General features: G+C 35.2%; 21 protein-coding genes. 8 read left to right on the forward strand and 13 right to left on the reverse strand.

Annotated features, from left to right (window positions below):
* The first annotated feature begins 11 nt into the window (after window positions 1-11).
* The 3 genes from M900_RS16315 to lon all read left to right on the forward strand — a co-directional run bounded on the left by M900_RS16315 (window position 12) and on the right by lon (window position 3,768).
* Window positions 12-695 carry a hypothetical protein gene (locus tag M900_RS16315; protein ID WP_021275788.1) on the forward strand — a complete coding sequence of 228 codons (684 nt, stop codon included), beginning with the start codon at window positions 12-14 and terminating at the stop codon, window positions 693-695.
* A 69-nt stretch (window positions 696-764) separates the two neighbouring features.
* Window positions 765-1,247: a hypothetical protein gene (locus tag M900_RS16320; protein ID WP_021275938.1), complete on the forward strand. Its 483-nt coding sequence runs from the start codon at window positions 765-767 to the stop codon at window positions 1,245-1,247.
* Window positions 1,248-1,266: 19 nt separating this feature from the next.
* Complete coding sequence (gene lon / locus M900_RS16325) at window positions 1,267-3,768, forward strand: endopeptidase La (protein WP_021275942.1); 2,502 nt, start codon at window positions 1,267-1,269, stop codon at window positions 3,766-3,768.
* 53 nt (window positions 3,769-3,821) lie between these two features.
* Here lon and rpoZ read toward each other — a convergent pair whose 3' ends face one another.
* Window positions 3,822-4,034, reverse strand: coding sequence for a DNA-directed RNA polymerase subunit omega (gene rpoZ / locus M900_RS16330; protein ID WP_021275743.1), 213 nt, complete (start codon window positions 4,032-4,034; stop codon window positions 3,822-3,824).
* 179 nt (window positions 4,035-4,213) lie between these two features.
* Between rpoZ and M900_RS16335 the strand changes: the two genes are divergently transcribed.
* Together M900_RS16335 and M900_RS16340 are read left to right on the forward strand one after the other, a co-directional pair.
* Entirely contained in the window at window positions 4,214-4,459 is a 246-nt protein-coding gene (locus tag M900_RS16335; protein WP_021275832.1) for a hypothetical protein, read from the forward strand.
* Window positions 4,460-4,470: 11 nt separating this feature from the next.
* Window positions 4,471-4,707 carry a hypothetical protein gene (locus M900_RS16340; protein WP_021275924.1) on the forward strand — a complete coding sequence of 79 codons (237 nt, stop codon included), beginning with the start codon at window positions 4,471-4,473 and terminating at the stop codon, window positions 4,705-4,707.
* Here the strand turns inward: M900_RS16340 and M900_RS16345 are convergent, their stop codons facing one another.
* From M900_RS16345 to M900_RS16365, 5 genes are all read right to left on the reverse strand, one after another.
* Window positions 4,708-5,103, reverse strand: a complete 396-nt coding sequence (locus M900_RS16345) for a hypothetical protein (RefSeq protein ID WP_021275930.1) — start codon at window positions 5,101-5,103, stop codon at window positions 4,708-4,710.
* Between the two features lie 125 nt (window positions 5,104-5,228).
* Entirely contained in the window at window positions 5,229-6,974 is a 1,746-nt protein-coding gene (locus M900_RS16350) for an ABC transporter substrate-binding protein (RefSeq protein WP_021275716.1), read from the reverse strand.
* Window positions 6,958-7,464 (reverse strand): regulatory protein RecX, encoded by a 507-nt coding sequence (locus tag M900_RS16355; protein WP_021275984.1) that lies wholly within the window; start codon window positions 7,462-7,464, stop codon window positions 6,958-6,960. The genes M900_RS16350 and M900_RS16355 overlap by 17 nt, the downstream gene beginning before the upstream one ends.
* A gap of 77 nt (window positions 7,465-7,541) precedes the next feature.
* The gene (recA, locus tag M900_RS16360; RefSeq protein WP_021275778.1) at window positions 7,542-8,672 is read right to left on the reverse strand and encodes a recombinase RecA; all 1,131 of its coding nucleotides are present in this window, start codon (window positions 8,670-8,672) and stop codon (window positions 7,542-7,544) included.
* A gap of 182 nt (window positions 8,673-8,854) precedes the next feature.
* Window positions 8,855-9,346 carry a phosphatidylglycerophosphatase A gene (locus M900_RS16365; protein ID WP_021275702.1) on the reverse strand — a complete coding sequence of 164 codons (492 nt, stop codon included), beginning with the start codon at window positions 9,344-9,346 and terminating at the stop codon, window positions 8,855-8,857.
* Between the two features lie 44 nt (window positions 9,347-9,390).
* On the opposite strand from M900_RS16365, the gene M900_RS16370 reads away from it, so the two are divergent.
* Window positions 9,391-10,620, forward strand: a complete 1,230-nt coding sequence (locus M900_RS16370; protein WP_021275818.1) for a TIGR04552 family protein — start codon at window positions 9,391-9,393, stop codon at window positions 10,618-10,620.
* Here M900_RS16370 and M900_RS16375 read toward each other — a convergent pair.
* From M900_RS16375 to M900_RS16400, 6 genes are read right to left on the reverse strand one after another with little or no spacing between them, the layout of a single operon-like run.
* On the reverse strand, window positions 10,612-11,505 hold the full coding sequence (locus tag M900_RS16375; RefSeq protein WP_021276035.1) for an alpha/beta fold hydrolase: 894 nt from the start codon (window positions 11,503-11,505) through the stop codon (window positions 10,612-10,614). The genes M900_RS16370 and M900_RS16375 overlap by 9 nt on opposite strands.
* Entirely contained in the window at window positions 11,489-11,926 is a 438-nt protein-coding gene (locus M900_RS16380) for an FHA domain-containing protein (protein WP_021275744.1), read from the reverse strand. Before M900_RS16380 ends, M900_RS16375 begins: the two co-directional genes overlap by 17 nt.
* Before the next feature lie 25 nt (window positions 11,927-11,951).
* Window positions 11,952-14,036 carry an ATP-dependent DNA helicase RecG gene (locus tag M900_RS16385; protein ID WP_021275830.1) on the reverse strand — a complete coding sequence of 695 codons (2,085 nt, stop codon included), beginning with the start codon at window positions 14,034-14,036 and terminating at the stop codon, window positions 11,952-11,954.
* Window positions 14,023-14,496, reverse strand: coding sequence for a transcription elongation factor GreA (gene greA / locus M900_RS16390; protein WP_021275713.1), 474 nt, complete (start codon window positions 14,494-14,496; stop codon window positions 14,023-14,025). Before greA ends, M900_RS16385 begins: the two co-directional genes overlap by 14 nt.
* Before the next feature lie 10 nt (window positions 14,497-14,506).
* On the reverse strand, window positions 14,507-14,806 hold the full coding sequence (locus M900_RS16395) for a hypothetical protein (RefSeq protein WP_021275922.1): 300 nt from the start codon (window positions 14,804-14,806) through the stop codon (window positions 14,507-14,509).
* Complete coding sequence (locus M900_RS16400; protein WP_157680711.1) at window positions 14,806-15,294, reverse strand: hypothetical protein; 489 nt, start codon at window positions 15,292-15,294, stop codon at window positions 14,806-14,808. The genes M900_RS16395 and M900_RS16400 overlap by 1 nt, the downstream gene beginning before the upstream one ends.
* 119 nt (window positions 15,295-15,413) lie before the next feature.
* Between M900_RS16400 and M900_RS16405 the strand changes: the two genes are divergently transcribed.
* Entirely contained in the window at window positions 15,414-17,135 is a 1,722-nt protein-coding gene (locus M900_RS16405; protein ID WP_021275796.1) for an AarF/ABC1/UbiB kinase family protein, read from the forward strand.
* A 1-nt stretch (window position 17,136) separates the two neighbouring features.
* Here M900_RS16405 and M900_RS16410 read toward each other — a convergent pair whose 3' ends face one another.
* Window positions 17,137-18,159 (reverse strand): GNAT family N-acetyltransferase, encoded by a 1,023-nt coding sequence (locus M900_RS16410; RefSeq protein ID WP_021275891.1) that lies wholly within the window; start codon window positions 18,157-18,159, stop codon window positions 17,137-17,139.
* A 264-nt stretch (window positions 18,160-18,423) separates the two neighbouring features.
* On the opposite strand from M900_RS16410, the gene M900_RS16415 reads away from it, so the two are divergent.
* Window positions 18,424-19,272, forward strand: a complete 849-nt coding sequence (locus M900_RS16415) for a flagellin (protein ID WP_021275957.1) — start codon at window positions 18,424-18,426, stop codon at window positions 19,270-19,272.
* Window positions 19,273-19,440: the final 168 nt, after the last annotated feature.

The following is a 19,440-nucleotide window of genomic DNA, read 5'->3' on the forward strand; positions in this document are numbered from 1 at the left end:
TGGGCTCTTTAATGAAGAAACTTATCTTACTGTTCATATTAAACCTTGCTATCTCTGCAACACAGATTTTTCCAATTCCTATGAAGAAGCAGTTAAATGAAGCTGATGGGGTCATCCTTGGAGAATACCTCGGGCAGGTTTATAAAAAGAATCATGAGGGAAAGATTCTTACTGAGGCCTCGTTTAAGATCTTGAAAAGTGCAGGTATAGGAAATCGATATCTCGTTAATCGAAATGTTTTCACTGTACATTACGAAGGGGGAGAGTGGCAGGAGCTCGTCTACGATAACCCAAATGCTCCTCGTTTTGCGTTGAACTCTCAATATGTAATTCTGGTACAAAGAGATAGTTTTGGATTCAAGCCTTACTACGACAAGCTTGGAGTATATGATTATGAAGGGAGAGGAGATCAGTATCAGTTGATTTCTATGGCCTTTCCAGATCATCCAAATCTGGGAAAGATTCCTTACCGTTCTTTTGACATATGGGTTAGAACTACATTTGGTGACTACTTGGAAGATTATCGTTCTGATAAATATGTCTTTGAGGATAGTAAAAAAGAACTTGGTAGAGCAATCGCTTCATACGAAGACGAAAAAGCTTCAGAGAGTTCAAGTGTGAATATCCTTTGGTTCTCGGTTTTATTCGGAGTAATTGGTGCTATGCGTATGCGTAGAGTTAAAACTTGGAAGTAAAATCTTCTTTTTTTGTTAACAATCACGTAAAATAATAAAGATATAATTAATGACCATGGAAGGGTTTTAATGTTTAATTCAAAAATACTAGTTTTATTTCTCTCTGTTCTATTCTTACAAGTTTCAAACGCTCAAGATTTAATGAGTGAAAGAATTAGAAAAATCAGCGACAAGAAAAGATCAATTTATTTTAAGGGTGGAATTTTTCATAGCACTAATAACGTAAGTGGGGCTGTGCTTAAATCTATTCGCCATGGATATCAGCCAGCAAATGGTTATGAAAGACTAGTGTTTGATTTTGATTCTGCAACGACTCCAAGAGTTTATGGATATAAGTCTGAAAAGAATAAAAAAATCTTCATTGATTTCTTTAATACGACGATAGGGAACGGAATTGGATCATTCGGAAATTCTAAATATGTTGATAAAGTTGAATTTTATCCAGTAGGTGATGAATCTCTATCAACAGAAGTTATACTAAAGTCAGATTATTCAATTGATATTTTCTATTTAACAAATCCTGGTAGATTAGTAATCGATATTAAAAATTAATAATAACGAAAGAGGACAAATGAGCGAAATCGAAGAATATAAAGTTCAAATCCAAGAATCGAATGGAGAAGAAAACTTTCCAGAAGAAGTAGTGATTATTCCTATTATGAATAGTCCAATCTTTCCTGGAATGATTGCTCCAATCGTTTTAACTGAAGATAAATATACTTCAGACTTAGATCAGTATTTAATTAAAAATGGTTATCTAGCACTTAATCTCGTTAAATATGATCTTAAGAATGAAGAGGGAGAGATTGATCCCGAAATTCAAAACGATCTAGAAAACAGAGAAATAAAGCCAGGCGATATTTATAAAGTTGGTGTTCTTTGTAAGGTTGTAAAACGTCTTAAACTTCCTGATGGATCAGTTAATATTCTAGTACATGGAATTAAAAGATTTAGAGCCTCTCAAATAATTGAGAGTGCACCGCTTTTAAAAGCTAAGTATGAAGTGTTTGATGACATTCTTGAAGAAGACGAAGAACTAGATGCTTATACAAGATCTGTGATCAATCAAGTTAAGAAGCTAAGTGAAATCAACGCATACTTTAATGAGGAAATGAAGCTTGCAATGATTAACTCACCATCTCCGGGGGCTCTTGCTGACTTAGTTGCTTTTGCACTTTCTCTCGACATTCCTGAGGCTCAAGATTTCCTTGAAACACTTGTGGTAAAAAAGAGATTTGGAAAACTTCTTGTATACCTGAGAAGAGAAAAAGATGTAGCAGATATCCAAAAGAAAATCTCAGATGAAGTTAACGACAAAGTTAACAAGTATCAAAGAGAATACTTCCTAAGAGAACAACTAAAAGTTATTAGAAGTGAACTTGGAATGGAAGATGATGATAAATCTCGTGATATGAATAAAATCAGAGAGAAAATTGTCGAGGCGAATCTTCCAGAAGAAGTTATGAAGTCTGTTGAAGATGAACTAGAGCGTCTTGAGGTAATTCCAGACTCTTCTCCTGAGTATAACGTAACTAGAACATACCTCAATTGGATTCTTGATCTTCCATGGTCAAAATCAACTACTGAATCAGTAGATATGATCAAGGCTAAAAAAATTCTTGAAAAAGAACATTATGGTTTAGAAAAAGCAAAAGAAAGAATTCTTGAATTCTTAGCTGTTCGCAAGCTAAAGCCAAAGTATGATGGAACAATTCTTTGTCTTTCAGGTCCTCCGGGCGTTGGTAAAACATCAATGGGGAAAAGTATTGCTGAAGCACTAGGAAGAAATTTTTATAGATTCTCACTTGGTGGGATGAGAGATGAAGCAGAAATTAAGGGGCACAGAAGAACATACGTGGGGGCGATGCCTGGTAGAATTGTTCAAGCCCTTAAGCGTGTTGAAGTTAACAACCCAGTGATTATGCTTGATGAGATCGACAAATTAGGCCAGTCGTATCAAGGTGATCCAGCGTCGGCTTTACTTGAAGTTCTTGATCCTGAACAAAACCACAATTTCATTGATCATTATCTCGATGTTCCATTTGATTTATCAAAGGTTCTTTTTATTGCTACTGCAAACTATTTGGGAGATATTCCAGAAGCTCTTTTAGATAGAATGGAAGTTATTGAGCTTAGTGGTTATACAATGGAAGAAAAAGTATCAATTGCAAGCAAGTGGGTAATCCCAAAGCAATTAGAGAAACATGGTCTTAAAAAAGAAGATATGTCTCTAGATAATAAACTTCTACATAAGTTAATTGAAGACTACGCTAGAGAGCCTGGTGTTCGTGTGATGGAGCAAACTATTGCTAAGCTTTGTAGAAGAGCAGCTCTTGAAAAAGTTACAGCGAAGAGGAAAAAGAAATTTACTCCAACAGTTGCACAACTCGAGGATTACTTAGGGCCGCCAAGATTTACTAGTGAAAAAGCGCTTAAAGAACTTTCTCCAGGTATGTCGACTGGTCTTGCATGGACTTCTTACGGTGGAGAGATTCTATATATTGAAACTATGCCACTTGTTGGAAAAGGTGGTTTCAAACTCACTGGTCAAATCGGTGAGGTAATGAGTGAATCTGCTAACATTGCTTATAGCTATGTGAAAAAATTACTTCAAGATGAAATCGAAGAAGAATACTTAGCAAAACAAAAGAAAGTGAAAAAGGCTAAGAAGAAAGCCGATGAAAGTGAGCAAGAAGAGGAACTTGAAGAAGACTTCCTATCTGATCATGAGATTCATCTTCACTTGCCTGCAGGAGCAACTCCAAAGGATGGTCCAAGTGCTGGTATTACAATGGCTCTTGCTCTTTACTCTTTAGCAAATGGAATAAAAATTAAGAGTAATCTTGCAATGACTGGGGAGTTATCATTAACTGGTAAAGTACTTCCTGTCGGTGGGATTAAAGAAAAAGTTTTAGCTGCAAAGAGAGCTGGTATCTCTAATATCATTCTTCCAAAGGAGAATGAGAAAGATTTAAAAGAGGTTCCAGAGAGACATAGAAAAGGGATGAAGTTTTATCCAGTTGCTCACTTTGATGAAGTTTTAAAATTGGCAATGCCAAGAAAGAAAAGATAAAAAAGAAAAGGACCCGATAGGGTCCTTTTTTTATATATGAATTTTTTAAAAAATTAAAATTCGTCTGAGTCGTATTCACTCATTGGAGCATGCTTTACTTTTCCAGCAGCAATTTCTCTAAGTGCAGTAACAACTTCTTTATTCTTACTCTTTACAAGAGGGTCTGCACCTTCTCTAAGTTGTTTTACTCTTTTAGTACAAAGGTGTACTAATTCGTATCTGTTTTCTACTTTTTCAAGACAATCTTCAATAGTAATTCTTGCCATTATTGCACTCCGTCATTTGGACTATGGTGATTCAAAATTATTTTATATTTGAAAATTCATTATATGTCAAAGAGGCGAGTTCAGAAAGTTTATTCTGAAACTATTTGCTCCTGTAATAATCATTATTTACAAAGTCTAATGAATTTTCGACTTGCATTGTCTTCCACATGGAGGAATTAATGCAGCCAATCTATTTAATATCGTATCTTGAGCCAAAAAAAATTAATAGTTCTTATGGGAAAATTGAAATCATCATGGGTTTTAATGGAGTTTACCGTGGTAATATTATTAAAACAGTAAGGTTAAGAACATTTTTGATGATTAAGAAAGTACAAAAACCAACACCTTGCCTCTGTAAAATAATAATTTCCCAGGTTGAAAAAACAGAAATTATTGGTACATTAGAGTCTATCAAATATCTATAAAAGGTTCACAAATGTCTGACGAATTAACTGTTCAAGATCTAGCTTTAGAGGAAAGAAAATTTCTTCATGATATAAGTAATCATATTGTTGTTGCCCAAGGTATGGTGAATATTGTTTTGAAAAATTTGAAAGAGGTAGAAGGACTTGATTCAAAAGTTATTGAGAGGCAAGAAAAAGCCCTCAATGCACTCAATAATCAGGTTCAAATGATTAAAGAGCGCAGGACTGTCTTACATCAAAGATCCTAATTACTGAGCAAGTTTTAACTTAACAGCATCACCGACCATAAAATTAGGAACCTCTAAAATTGGTACTCTTTGACCTTCTCTTATGTTTTTTGAAACAGCAATTGAAGCATCTCGATCTTGGTGGATAACTTCGAGTTCTCCAACTTTGATGTCATATGAATATCTTTTCTTGGTTTCGTATGGATCATTTTGATTTATAGTTCTAAACACATCGAGTGTCGTTCCAACTGTCACTCCCTGTTTTTCACCTATATTGATAAAATAATTCTTTCTTAGGACTTCTTCCTCGATCCCCATAGGGAGATCGTGTTCAACACTAAAGATAAAGTATTCTCTGGCGAATGAGATATTCGAAAGGAATAAATAAACAAATAGAAATTTCCGTGCAAGAGTCATTTTTTGTCCTTTGTTGCAGTAAGAGCAAGTGCCTCTACAGGTCTTATCGACTACTGCGAGAAAAACTTGCCTATAGCTCGGACTGGAGGGGCTTTGGGAAAATTCTGCCCCTCAAAATGATGTGGTTAATTGTCTGATGTACTTAAGTATTTAACTTTATTTGTAATGAGGTCGCTATACCTAAAGTTCTTTAGTCGGTTATGGTAAACAATATAATCACGTGAATAAAATAGAAGTGCCCAAGGTAAGTCATCAATGACCATCGCCTCCATCTCTTTCATAATTGCAAACTTCTCTGGTCCATTTTGAAGTAGCTTTAGCTTTTCAAATAGCTCGTCAAATTTCTTATTATTATAAGTTGTTGCGTTTGGACCCGGAGGATGATTTTTAGAAATTAAAAGCTGGAGCACATTTTCTGCATCTGGATAATCTAGTGACCATCCGTCTAGCCATATTTGAAGCTGTCCCTCTTTTGCTTTTTTTAGAAATCCTGGAAATGTATTTGTCTGAACTTTGATATTAATACCAATTTTTTGAAGTTCAACTTTTATAAACTCAGCTCTCTGTCTTTGAGTTGTTGATGAGCCACGAGTGTCATATATAAGTTCTGGAAGGCCTTTCCCGTTTGGGAATCCTGCTTTTGCTAAATATTCTTTGGCCTTTTCAACATTATATGAATAGGGAAGTGTTTTCGTTGGATCATATCCTGGAATCCCTGGAGGAAAAATTGAATTCGCTTTAAGGCCAATATTATTTGTAAACGTTTGTACATATTTATCAACATTAATAGCGTGAGCAATAGCTTTTCTTAGGTTAATGTTCTTTCCTAGTAGAGAGTCATTCATATTAAATGATATCCACCAGAAGGTAAGGGTAGAGAAAATTTCTAAGGTAACGCCTTTTTCTTTGAATTCATCAGTTAGTTCACCACTTGCAGTTACAAGACTTTGGTAATTATCTTTTGGAACTCTTAAGAAATCTAGATTGCCAGACATGAACTGAAGCCATCTAGTCTGTGATTCTTTGATGACATGAAAATTAATCTTCTCAATAAATGGTAGTCTCTTCCCTGCATCAACTAAAAGCTTTCTGCTGTGTGCAAGTCTATCTCCTTGTGCTGGATAAAATGAAGTGTGGTACTCGTCAAACTTACTCATTGTAACTTTCGAACCTCTCTCCCAAGAATCTAGCTTGTAAGCTCCTGTTCCAATGATGATATTATCTAGCATATTCTTGTGGTAGATAATTGCCTCTCGTGGGATTGGGGAAGTGAAGCTCATTGAAAGAGCATTCATCATTTGTGGGTAAGGTTGTTCGAGGTCGATAATAAGAGTATGATCGTCTGGAGCAGTTAGACCTTCAACTTTATAGTCGAGTAGCTTTTCATAATCATCTTGAACGTCATTTCTAAACTTATTTAAACCTTTAATTCTTCCATCAAATAGCCACCAACCATTACTTCTAAGTGGAATGAAGGCAAGTCTTTTAATCTGATTGATAAAGTCTTCAGCTTTTACAAATCGCTTTTGTCCTTGAAAAGACGGGTCATCATGATAAGGAATATTTTTTTTGATAGTAATAATATATCTCTTTCCCTGGTTTTCAATTCGCGGCATTTCTGTCGCAAGGAGAGGTGTGATCTTATAAGGTCTTAGAAGATAATGGTATTCAAAAAGCTGTTCATAGCCTTGGTAGACAACAGATAGTGAAACATTATCATATGAATTTGCGGGATCAAGTGTCGAAATTTCACCAGAAAGAGGGAAGCTGAGCACTTTTGAATTTGATGATTTAGATTTAAAACATGAACTAAGGGTTAGTAAAACACTTAGTATAAGAAATATATTAATTACATTAAAACTCTTCTTCATCAAATCTCCTGATGTAACTATCTATAGCTTTTTGGACCATATCGTATGAATGTCCTTTTGACAGTAAATAGCGTATCAGCTTTTTCTCAAAATTAAAATCGAACATCTCTCTAGATGAGATTGAACGACACTTTTTCTGGATAAGAGATTCGAGTTGAGAGTCTTCATCTGTTTTATATTCATCAAAGACTTGGGAGATAAAATAATTATCGGCAGAGATATTTTCCTGCTCGAGTTTTTGCCTGATATGATCAATCGAGAGGCCTTTCGTCATCCAATTTTTGATTTTGCTTTCGGCATAATTTTGTTCATTAATAAACTTTTTACTTTCTAAATGATTTAAAATTTCTTCAATGAGTGACTCATCAAACCCTTGTGACTGTAACTTAATTTTTAATTTATATCTTGAGTAGTCACGCTTCGATAGAATGCGAATAGAGTAGGAGTAGGCTTTTTGGAATTCTTCAGAAGTTAAAATATTGTTTATCATGAAGTATGGAAGATGCTTTTGGTTCTTTTGGTCCTGATATTCACCAGTGAGCTCAAACCAAAAGCATCATTATTTAATTATTGAACAGTTTTCTTAGCTTTTTTTGCTTTAGACTTTGTTGCAGTTTCGTCTTCTGTCATTGCGTCTTCAATGATCTCACCTGTTTGTTGATCAACAATAACTTCTTCAACACCTTCAGCAAGTCCATAAAGACTTAATACTTTAGTTTTGATTTCTTCTGCGATCTCTGGGTTTTCAGTAAGGAAAGTTTTAGAATTTTCTCTACCTTGACCAATCTTAGCATCTTTATATGAGAACCAAGCTCCTGCTTTATCAACAATCTTATTATTAACAGCTAGATCAAGTAGGTCACCTTCTTTTGAAATTCCTTCTCCGTACATAATATCAAATTCAACTTCTCTAAATGGAGGAGCAACTTTATTCTTAACAACTTTAACTCTTGTTCTGTTACCAACAACTTCATCAGAGTTTTTAATAGCTCCAATTCTTCTTATATCAAGTCTAACTGAAGAGTAGAACTTAAGAGCATTACCACCTGTCGTAGTTTCTGGGTTACCGAACATAACACCAATTTTCATTCTTAATTGGTTGATAAAAATAACTGTACAGTTAGATCTTGAGATTGAACCAGTTAATTTTCTAAGAGCTTGTGACATAAGTCTTGCTTGTAGACCCATGTGTGAATCACCCATATCTCCTTCAAGTTCTGCTCTTGGAGTAAGAGCTGCTACTGAGTCAACAATAAGTAAATCAACGGCACCAGAACGAACAAGCATATCTGTAATTTCTAGAGCCTGCTCACCACTGTCTGGTTGAGAAATAAGAGTATTAGGGATATCTACACCAAGCTTAGCTGCATAAGTAGTGTCAAGTGCATGTTCAGCATCAACGAATGCTACTGTTCCACCTTGCTTCTGACATTGAGCAGCGATATGAAGAGTAAGAGTTGTTTTACCTGAAGACTCTGGTCCATAAATTTCAATGATACGACCTTTTGGAATTCCACCAACACCAAGAGCTAAATCTAGTCCTAAACAACCAGTTGAGATAACAGGTGTTTTAACTTGTGGTTGATCTCCATCAAGTCTCATAATTGCACCTTTTCCAAATTGTTTCTCAATTGTAGAAAGTGCTAGGTCTAATGCCTTTGCTTTGTTTTTCGCATCAGTTTGATTAGTGCTAGTCATTGTGGTGTCCCCTTTGAAATTTTATTTCTCGTTGAAAGTTAGCAAATCTGTTACTCTTCTTCCATTGCAAAATAGTGTCCAGTTCCTATTTGTCTAACATGTGGAAATGCTTGGACGAATATTTTGCAAAATTCAATTTTTGAACTTCAGTAGGTATATTTTTAGCGTAAGTTTTGCGTAAGTCAAGATAAAACTTCTAACAATTTAAATGTAAGAAGATATGATGCGCCGCCCATGAGTCCAGCAACAACATCATCGAAAAGAGTACCAAAAGCACTTTCAAGTTTGTCGAAATAGCTTACTGGCCATGGCTTAAGAATATCGAAGCAGCGAAACCAAATGAAGGCAACGAAGTAGTGAATCGCGCTGTGGGACGTGAGAAAGAGGCAAGCAATCCACATGCCGACGACTTCATCGATGACAATCCAGCCTGGGTCATGAATCTTATGTTTTTTCTCAACTATATTGATAATGTAAATACTCATTAAGGATAAAATTGAGATAAATGGTATAAAGAGGAAAAAAGGGGGGTTCATTTGACCAAGAAAATAAAGGGGAAGTAAAATAGCTAAGCTTCCCACTGTTCCTGGTGCATATGGTGAGTAACCTGCCCCAAGGCAAGTTAAAAATAATATTGCAGGATCATTAAGTGGTGGTTTATTTTCTTTTAACATCTTGTTGAAAATTGTAACGTAATCTTTTTAATTTGGAAAAACAAATGTCGAGACCAGACTACTTAAATAAATATATATTTGATTGGGATTTATTCAACGTCGTTGTAGGTGGAAAGTCTGCCCTAGACTCAAGGTTCTTAATATCTCAAATTTTCAATGTGGAGCAAGTGAATAGCTTTTTGAAAGGCTATGGGCTTGATCCTAATGATCCTGTAAGTCGAGCAGAGCTCTTTGGAAACTTTCAAGAGGCGATGCAGTTTATACGTCGATACTTTTTGAAAGAAGGTGATGCGGAGGGGCTGGATTTAAAAATTCCCAATTCACTGTATATGATTACTGATGTTCGAGACTTATTTCTTATGGCCACAGGTAATTCAGAGTCTGATCATGAAGAAAGACTTTGGGCCGAAATTATTTTGAAGGTAATGCATACAATCTTGCATGCTGATAAAGACCTTCGTTCAAATTACTTTAATATTATTCAAACTCAGATCTTTGATCGTTTTTATAAATATCTTCATCGCGATAGTGATAATAACTTATTCTTAAAGCGTGGGGAGTATGAAATTCCGTTAATTGATTTTGAAACGAAATCTAAAAAGACTAGAGATAGTGTTATTATTAAACTTCTTCATAAAGCAGAAAACGTTGCTGAAGAACTTTTTGATAGAGTTGGAATTCGGTTTGTTACGAAAAGTAAATTTGATTGTATAAACGTTGTAAAATTTCTAATTGAGAATAATGTTGTCATTCCTCACAATATTAAACCAAGTCGTTCTGTTAATACGATTATAGATTTAGAAAAATTTAAGAAGAGTTATTCCGGCATTGTTAAAATGGCAATCCGTAATAATTTGTCTGAGGACAGATTTTTAGCTGCAGTAAACAGAGAAATTAATGAGTGTTATTTCTTTCAAGGCACTGAGAGCGAGAGAAATGCTCATACGTCGAAAAATTATCAGTCTATCCAGTTCACATGTAGACAACTTGTGAAATACAAAAATCCTTTCTTGACGGAATTTTTGAGCATTAGGAAAGAAGCGAAGAAAGATGCTGAAAGCCCAATCTCTCAAAGAATTCTGAATCTAGATACTTCATTAATTGCTAGGGATGTTAGATTCTTCTATCCATATGAAGTTCAGGTTGTTGATGAGCAGTCGCATATTCAAAATACTCAAGGAGAGGCATCTCATATTGAATATAAAAAAGCACAGAGAAGATCTGCTATGAAAAGAGTCTTTAAAGAACTCTTGGCCTATAAAAATCTAGTTTAAATTCTTATTTGTAAAGTTGAGGCTTCGCTGATTAATGTATTCAGGGAAGTCGACTTGCGGTACATGACTTCCATCTTTTACAATGTATAGACTCGAATTTTTAAGGTATTTTTTTAGAACTCGCTGGAGATAATTAGGAATAATCTTATCTTTGTCTCCTCCAATAAGTAATGTTGGAGTATCGATAAGTTCAAGCTCGTTAATGATATCATGTTTACGCATTTCATTGAGAAGATGAAAGAAAAGGTCGGGATGAAGCTCGCCGATTTTTTTCATATAAAACTCAACGAAGTCTATTTTCGTTTTTTTCATATTGAATCCACCTTGCCAAACGACGAAACGGGCGAGTGGATTTTTATAAGTATTTGCCCAGAGATTGTCATAGATTGGGCCTAGTTGTTTTCGAAGCTCAATAAGAGCTGGTTCAGCGAGATCTACAATATTTGAATCGAACATAATATCTTGTGGCGGAAAAACTGTTCCTGAAATGAGAACCATACTGCTTAGTTTCTCAGGATAGAGCCTTGCAAACTCCAAGGTCACATTTACACCCATACTATGGCCAATCATATGTGCTTTAATAATTCCAAGATGATCCATTAGCTTACTAAGATCATGGCTAATATTTACAAAAGTGCATGTTTGAATTCCTGTGTCACAGATTGAATCGAAATGACATCGATAATCGTGGAGAACAATGTTGTATCCTTGCTTATCATAGAATTCAATTTGGTATTTAAAATGTTCAATATTACAGACTAGGCCGTAGTTAAAAATTATTACAGGCCTATCATTTACATTTTCATCTATTTTAAAATTAGTATGAAAGTGAATCGTTGTCTCTGCATCAACTTGGAGGAAGTTTGATTTACTTTTCCAGATCATCAAAGCCCTCATTTGTTAGATTGATGTAGAATTCTTCAATTTTTTCAAGAAGCATAGAAAGCTTTGGATCATCATTACCGATTGCTTCAAGTTTATCGTAGTAGGCGTCAGCAAGTATTATATTTGTCGTGTCAAATGAGATAATTTTAATCGAAGTATCTCCAATTGTAATAATGTCATTTTCCTTTAACTGAAGTGATCCACTAACTTTTTTAGCATTAAGGTGCAAGTGAGACTGAGATTCAACAAGAAGACCGGACTTATTTGTTCTTAAAATAATTGAGTCTCGGCTAGCTATTCTTGGGTCATTTATGGGAATTGTATTTCCTAGATTTCTCCCAATTCTAATATGATGTAGTTTAAACTCATACTTTCCAATGGCTAGAAGATCTGGTGAATCAATAATACTAAAGTTAATCATGAAACTATTTTATATGGAAAAGTAATTAAATTGTAGAGAGAATCTTTTCATCACTTGATAAGGTGTTCGTCATATCTTGAACTTCTGAAGTGCTCTCAAGTTCTTTGAAGTCTTTGATTACATGATAGAAAATATCCTGGTCAATTATAATATTAGCTAGCTTTCGTTGAGTGATAACACCAGATTGTTCTTGACCAAAAAGGTCTCCCTCTCCTCTGATTTTGAGATCTTCTTCTGCTATATTAAATCCATCAGTATTATTTTCTATAACTTGAAGTCTGTGCATACTTTCTGCTGATAAAGATCTTTCTGTCACGAGAAAGCAAAAACCAGGCTTCTCTCCACGACCAACTCTACCGCGCATTTGATGAAGAGAGCTCAAACCAAATCTTTCAGGATTAAGAATTGCCATAATAGTTGAATTTATAACATTAATCCCAACTTCAATGACAGATGTTGCAATTAGAATATCGATTTCGTGATTTCCAAATTGTTCGAATGTTTGGGCCTTGTCATCAGCCTTCATTTGCCCATGGAGTTCTTTTATCCTAAAACTAGGAAAGAACTGTTTAAACTTTTCAAAAGTATTATTTAGGTCACGTATATTTTGGTCGGGGGATTCATTAATTGCTGGAACAAGGATATACGCCTGTTCTCCCATTTCAACTCTAGTTTTTAAGAAACTTAGAAACTTAGGGAATGTTTCTGGTGTAACGATTCTTGTCTGGGAACCTTTTCTTCCTGAGGGCATAGTTTTTATGATTGAAATATCAAGATCACCATATTGAGTTAAACTTAATGATCGAGGAATTGGTGTTGCACTCATAATAAGACAATGAGAGCCACTTCCTTTTGAGACAAGTTTGAGACGTTGCTCAACTCCAAATTTATGTTGCTCATCTATTATAGAAAGCCCCAGATTTTTAAACTCAACGCCATCTTGAAATAGAGAATGGGTACCAATAACAAGATCAATAACACCAGATTTTAAATCACCCAGAACAGATATCTTATTTTTAGCTGAGGTGCTACCAAGAAGTAGTCCTATCTTAATTGAACTTGGAAGAACTTTGAGAAGGCCTGAGTAATGTTGTAGAGCAAGCGCTTCTGTCGGGCACATAAGTGCTGCCTGATAATTTTCTGAAATTGCCAGTGCTGCTGCAATTACTGCAACAGTTGTTTTCCCACAACCGACATCTCCTTGAACCAATCTCATCATTGGCTTTCCTGATTTAAAATCATTAATGATGTCATTGACAGAATTTAGTTGGTCCTCTGTGAGAGGGTAGGGGTAAATATTTAAGAGTTCGTCTACTTTAGAAGAATTTGGGGAGATGATAATCCCTTCTTGGGTTGAGCGAGATTTTTTTCGTAAACTGACCTTAACTTGGTCTAGAAAAAACTCTTCATATTTTAGACGCTTAATTGCAAGTTCAAAATGCTCTTCACTCCATTGCGTAATTTCGACTTTGCCATGGATATACTTGAAGGCATCAGCTCTTGATATAAATGAATTCTTTATTACAATTTCCTGTGGGAGTACTTCTGGAATACTGTCCCATATATATTGTGGAACTTTATCAATAACCTTTTTTATATTTGTCGAAGTGATTGTTGAAATAGTCGGATACTGAATTCTAAAGCCTTCTTGTATAGATGCTTCACCTGCTAAGCTAAATTCTGGATTAGCAATTTGTAGTTGATCATTGAACACGCTGACGACACCTAAGAAGTCGATAGATTCACAAGCAGCAATTTTCTTTTGTATAGATGAATAACTATTAAACCATTTTAAAGAGATAATACCAGAGGATATAGAGTCTTGGACGGTTGCAGTGATATTGTATAACATCGCCTTGCCCTTTCCTTTAGCTTTAAAATTTGGTCGGGCTTGGATCCCAACAACTTTTCCATTTCCACGAAAATACTCATCGACTTGTGCATTTTTGAAGCTCGATACAGCTGGTAGCCTGATAGTTTTCCTTGGAAGAACCCAAATTAGGTCTTCCAAGGTGATGATATTTGCATTTGTTAGTTTTTCTACGGTTGTAGAAGGCTTCTTGTATAAAGAAGAAATTGGAGACTTGAGATTGAGACTATTTGTACTCAATACTTACAACCTCATATTCGATATTTCCCTTTGGAGCGCGAACAACAACAGTATCACCCTCTTCTTTTCCGATCAGTGCTTTTCCAAGTGGACTAGCAAAAGAAACTTTTCCTTCTTTCATGTTTGATTCGGATTCTCCAACAAGCTTGTAAGTAACTTCTTCATCAGTATCGATATTTGTAATCGTGACAGTCGCGCCAAAAACAATCTTATCACTGCTTACTTGTGAAATATCGATAACCTTAGATGTCGCGATAATTCCTTGTAGTTGACTAATTCTGCCTTCAACCTGTGATTGTTTTTCTTTTGCTGCGTGATATTCAGCATTTTCTTTTAGGTCACCAAGTTCACGTGCTTCAGCAATCGTAACACGTAGCTCTTCTCTAACAACTTTGATTAGATGGTTAAGCTCGTCTTGAACTTTTTCGTAGCCTTCTTTTGTTATTGGATTTTCGTTCATTTCTTTTCCTTTAAAATTTGAATAATGAATTTGCTTGGGCGAGTAAGTCATCTTTTGATGAACCATTATCTCCGCCGCCTTTAAGTATAAAATAATCGCAAAAGTTATTTGCTTCTTTTTCTACAATTCTATCAGCTGAAGGTTCACGACATTCATTATATGATTTCTGATCGTAGAAGTTACACATTTTACAACAATGTAAGCTTGATAGACAGTGTGGGCATTCTTCACTTCGGTGAATGATTGTTCCTGGCTCAAGGTCAAGTGGTTTAAGGCACTTGAAACAAGTTACTTTTTCTGTCGAGTTCATTAAAAGCTCCAGCTCTTTTCCATCATTATCCCTTGTGATGGATTAACGTTTTCATTATCTTTGAGATAAATCTTTGGAAACTGTCTTTTGTTATACTCTTCAATTGCTTGAGTAAAATTCTTCTCATTCGAACTATCAATTGTTTTATCAATTAGGAAGTTGATAAGAATTGTTGCGACACCGGAGAAAAGAAGAACTTTCCTATTCTTATCACTTGCATTTGCAACAAATGCACTAAGGATAAGTCCGGTTCCTGCTGTTCCAATAATCGCTGGTCTTAAGTTACTCTCAATTGTATTTTGATATTCATCGAGATAACGTTTAGCAATTTCATCCTTTTCAAGATGATACCTAAGCCCTTCTCCTTTTCTGTTGCTACTAGGATCAACGAGAACTTCTTGTTGATTGATAATCGCAATTCGACTACATGCTTCATTGGCGAAACTTGCGTGAGAGAATAGAATTGTAAGAATTACTAAAAATTTCATAAGCCATATTTTTATCATTAATATCCATAATTTCCAAATATGAAATCAACTTCTCAAAAATGTGTTTAGAGGCTGCTTGTTTATGATACACTTTTCATAAATCAACGAATGGACAACGCATGGGACTTATAAGTACAGGATTTAAGGTATCAAGAACGATTAAAAATATTGGACGACTAAGAGAGATCGTCACAATTTTTGCTCGTCATGGGTTTGATGAATTTATCCCGCATGGTGTTATCTCTAAGATACCGGGCTTTGTCCTCCCAAGGGCAACAAAACTTAAAATCAAAGAAGAACTTGGGAAAATTGAAGAGAGTGGTTGGCCAGAAATTATTGGATTAAGGCTTAGACTTTGTTTCGAGGAACTAGGTCCGGCATTTGTTAAATTTGGACAACTATTTGCATCACGTGAAGACTTATTTGAGGAGGGGTTTATCAATCAGATGAAACTCTTACGCGACCAAGTAAGCCCACTACCGTTCAGTGTTGTACGGTCTCAAGTTGAACATTCTCTTGGGAGAAAGATTGAAGCGGTGTTTGAATATGTAGATGAAAAACCCCTTGGAACAGCATCAATTGGACTCGTTTATAAAGCGAAGCTACTTGGTGGAAAAGAAGTAGTATTAAAAGTCAGACGCCCGGGAATTGAAGATATTATCGATACGGATCTTTCTATTTTACTTTTTATTGCTGTGACTGCAGAGAAGGTTGGTAGTGAAGTAAAATTTCTTGGATTATCGAGAGTCATCGAAGACTTCGCGCTTTCACTTCAAAACGAATTTAACTTCAACATTGAGGCAATGAACTGTGAAAAACTTCAGAAAATAATATCTGAGTATGACGAGGAAGGTATTTTTTACATCCCAAAAATATTTAATGAATTTACTACTGAAAACTTATTAGTGATGGAAATGATTAATGGTATTCCATTTAGTGACAGTTTAGGGATCAACTCTAAACTAGCTGAGCTGGAAGACAAACTTAATTATTCAGTAAAAGTCTTTATTCAAACATTTCTAAGTGAAGGTGTATTTCATGCAGATCTTCATGGTGGAAACTTTTTTTATACAAACAATGGGCAGATTGCACTTATTGATTTCGGTCTTGTTGGAAATCTGTCCAGACAAGGGAGACAGAATTTTGTCGCGATCATTTACTCAATCTTAAATAATAACTATGAAACTTTAGTTAATGAATTTTTAGATGTTGCAGAATATGAGCGTATTCCTGATGTTGATAAGCTTGTCATCGACATGCGATATGCACTTGCCCCATTCATTGGATTAACTATTAAACAGACAGATTTTACAGCTGTCTTTAAAATTATCACTAAGACTCTTAGAGAGCATGAAATTTATCTGCCACGAGAGTGGTTTGTTGTATTTAGGGCACTGATCACCTTAGATGGTGTTGGTAAATCTTTAGGAATGGACTTTGATTTATTTTCGTTTTTACAAGATGACATTGAAGGCATTGTTAAAAAGAATTTTCAAAAAGAATATTTTATTGAAGATGCATTTTGGCTGGGGAAAGATATTTTAAACTCATCGAGAGTCGTCCCTAGGCATCTTAGGTGGTTCCTCAAAGAATGGTCAAAAAATGGTTATGCATTTGAAGTGAAACATCAAGGTTTTGAAAAATCATTTGATAAACTAGCTTCATCTTTAATTTTTTTAGGATTTTGTCTATTTAGTTGTATTCTTTTTATGTCAGGCTTACAGCTTGTAAATATCGACACGTTACAAACGCTTGACCTCAGAAGTATTCCAAGTGTTAGTTACTTATTATGGGCAGCCTCTTTGGGAATGTTCTTTTACGGATATACAAAAGCTAGATAGATTAAATACTATCTAGGCCAGGGATATAGAAAAAGTTTGAGTAGGGAAGTAATTCTAATGCAGGTCTTGGGCCGAAGATCATATGAATAAATTCAGTGTAGGTTGTCTTATAGTCTTTATCTAAAAAGCTAAAATGAATAATGTCATTTTCTAAACTTGAAATCACAATATCTTTTTTGAAAATATCCTCAATAAAATTTTTAAAGAGGTTGTTGGGATTTATCTTGATAAGGCCAACGTAAATTTCGTGATGACTTTCAATATACTGAATATGTTTTTCAGGAAGCCAGAGACGATAATCTTTGAACGCATTTACTAATTCTTCGTCATTGAGAAAACTACATTCGTGAATAATGCCCGGTAAATCAAAACCTTTATTGAGTAAGAAATAATTTTCAATGCGATCATTCTTTCTCGAAATATATAATGAACTACTAGAGATAGAAGCGATAGTGTCCCAATCTCTAGAGCTTCTTAGTGGGTGAATGTAGTGTTCTAGTCTGTTTGCATAGAGTTCTTTGATTCTTTTAAAATCTTCTTTCGAAAGTTTTGAGAAACTTTCTTTTCTAAAGCCATTAATCTCATCTGTTAGCTCTTGCATTCCTGTCTGAAGAACAGAACCAAATTCGATAAAATTAAATTTGGCGTACATATCATCCTTCTCACTCCAAAGAATAAAAAATGCACAACTCTTTTCATATCTACTTAGAATATCTGTAAGGAACTCTTTGAATATTCCCTTTCCTCTTAACTCCTTTGAAACAGCTATGCCACCGATGAAAGCAGCTTGTGTTGAAATACTCTTCTTTGCCATTGTTTTTAAAGCAACTCCAATATGTGCAACAACTTCTTTCTTATCGTTAAGAAGGATGTGGCAATGATCATGATTAATAGGATTCATTAATGTATAGAAATCTGTATCAAATGCATGCTTTGAGGGGTAGTTGAATGATTCTTCAATAAGCGTAATAACTTCTTTATAAAGCTCTGGTGATTTTGCGAGTGTTGAATGGATTAATTTCATTTTTATCCCTTAAAAGACATTAACTATTTTTACATTCTTTAAAATATTACTTAAGAGAACCCGTGTTATTGCCCTTTAATGCTCGAGAAATCAGTGACTTAGATGGCGTTTCGGCAATATTTTCCTCTTCGAAAATAAAATCAAAAAAAATAAAGAAAGAAAAATTGGGGGCGATAAGTCTCTTGTAACTGCTATTGATCGGTGTCAGTAGCGTACATCTAGTTAAGAAGGAATCTTACTAGACCCAAGATCAAGGAGGATGACATGGGATTAAGAATTAACACCAACGTTGCATCTTTAAATGCTCAGAGAAACCTGAGTACGACAAGAATCGGAATGCAACAATCTCTAGAAAAGCTTTCATCAGGGCAAAGAATTAACAGAGCTGGTGATGATGCTGCTGGTTTAGCAATTTCAGAAAATTTAAAAGCACAAATCAGGGGTCTTGGACAAGCTGAAAGAAATGCTGAAGATGGTATCTCTTTAGTTCAGATTGCTGAAGGTGCATTAGGTGAAGTATCAAATATTATGATTCGCTTAAGAGAACTATCTGTACAGGCTGCTTCTGATACTATCGGAGCAACAGAAAGAAAGTTTCTTAACGTAGAATTTGAACAATTAACATCAGAAGTCGATCGTATCGCTAACTCGACAGAGTTTAACAGAGTGCCTCTTTTAAATGGTACTGGTGCGGTTTTTGATATCCAAATTGGGACGAGAAACGATCCTATATCAGACAGATTAACATTTGATGCCTCTTCGGCGGATGTTAACGTTGCTGCACTTGGACTTAACCTTGCTTCGGTAGCAGACAAAATCTCTGCTCAGAACTCGTTATCTTCAATTGACCAGGCAATTGTATCTGTTTCTGGTATTAGAGCGGACTTTGGTGCCCTTCAAAACAGACTACAGTCGACGATTAACAATATCTCGACAAGTATTGAAAACCTTTCTGCCGCAAATTCACGTGTTAGAGACACTGATATCGCAGCAGAGACAGCGAACTTAACGAAACAAAACATTTTAATGACTGCCGGTACTTCGGTTTTAGCGCAAGCGAACTCAAGTACAAAAAATGCCTTAAGTCTCATTCAAGCAGCGTCTCAAGGGTAATCCCCTTAAGACGTTTGTTTGAAGACTTGAAGAAATTTTTAATAAAAGCATTTTTATAATGGAGCAGTGTATGTTGATGACAACAGGATGAATATAAAAACGCAATTATTGGCTGCAATCTTTAATTGCTTATCAATCAAATAATGAGGAAAAAAAGAGATTGATTTG

Source organism: Bacteriovorax sp. Seq25_V (assembly GCF_000447795.1).
Taxonomy (GTDB): domain Bacteria; phylum Bdellovibrionota; class Bacteriovoracia; order Bacteriovoracales; family Bacteriovoracaceae; genus Halobacteriovorax_A.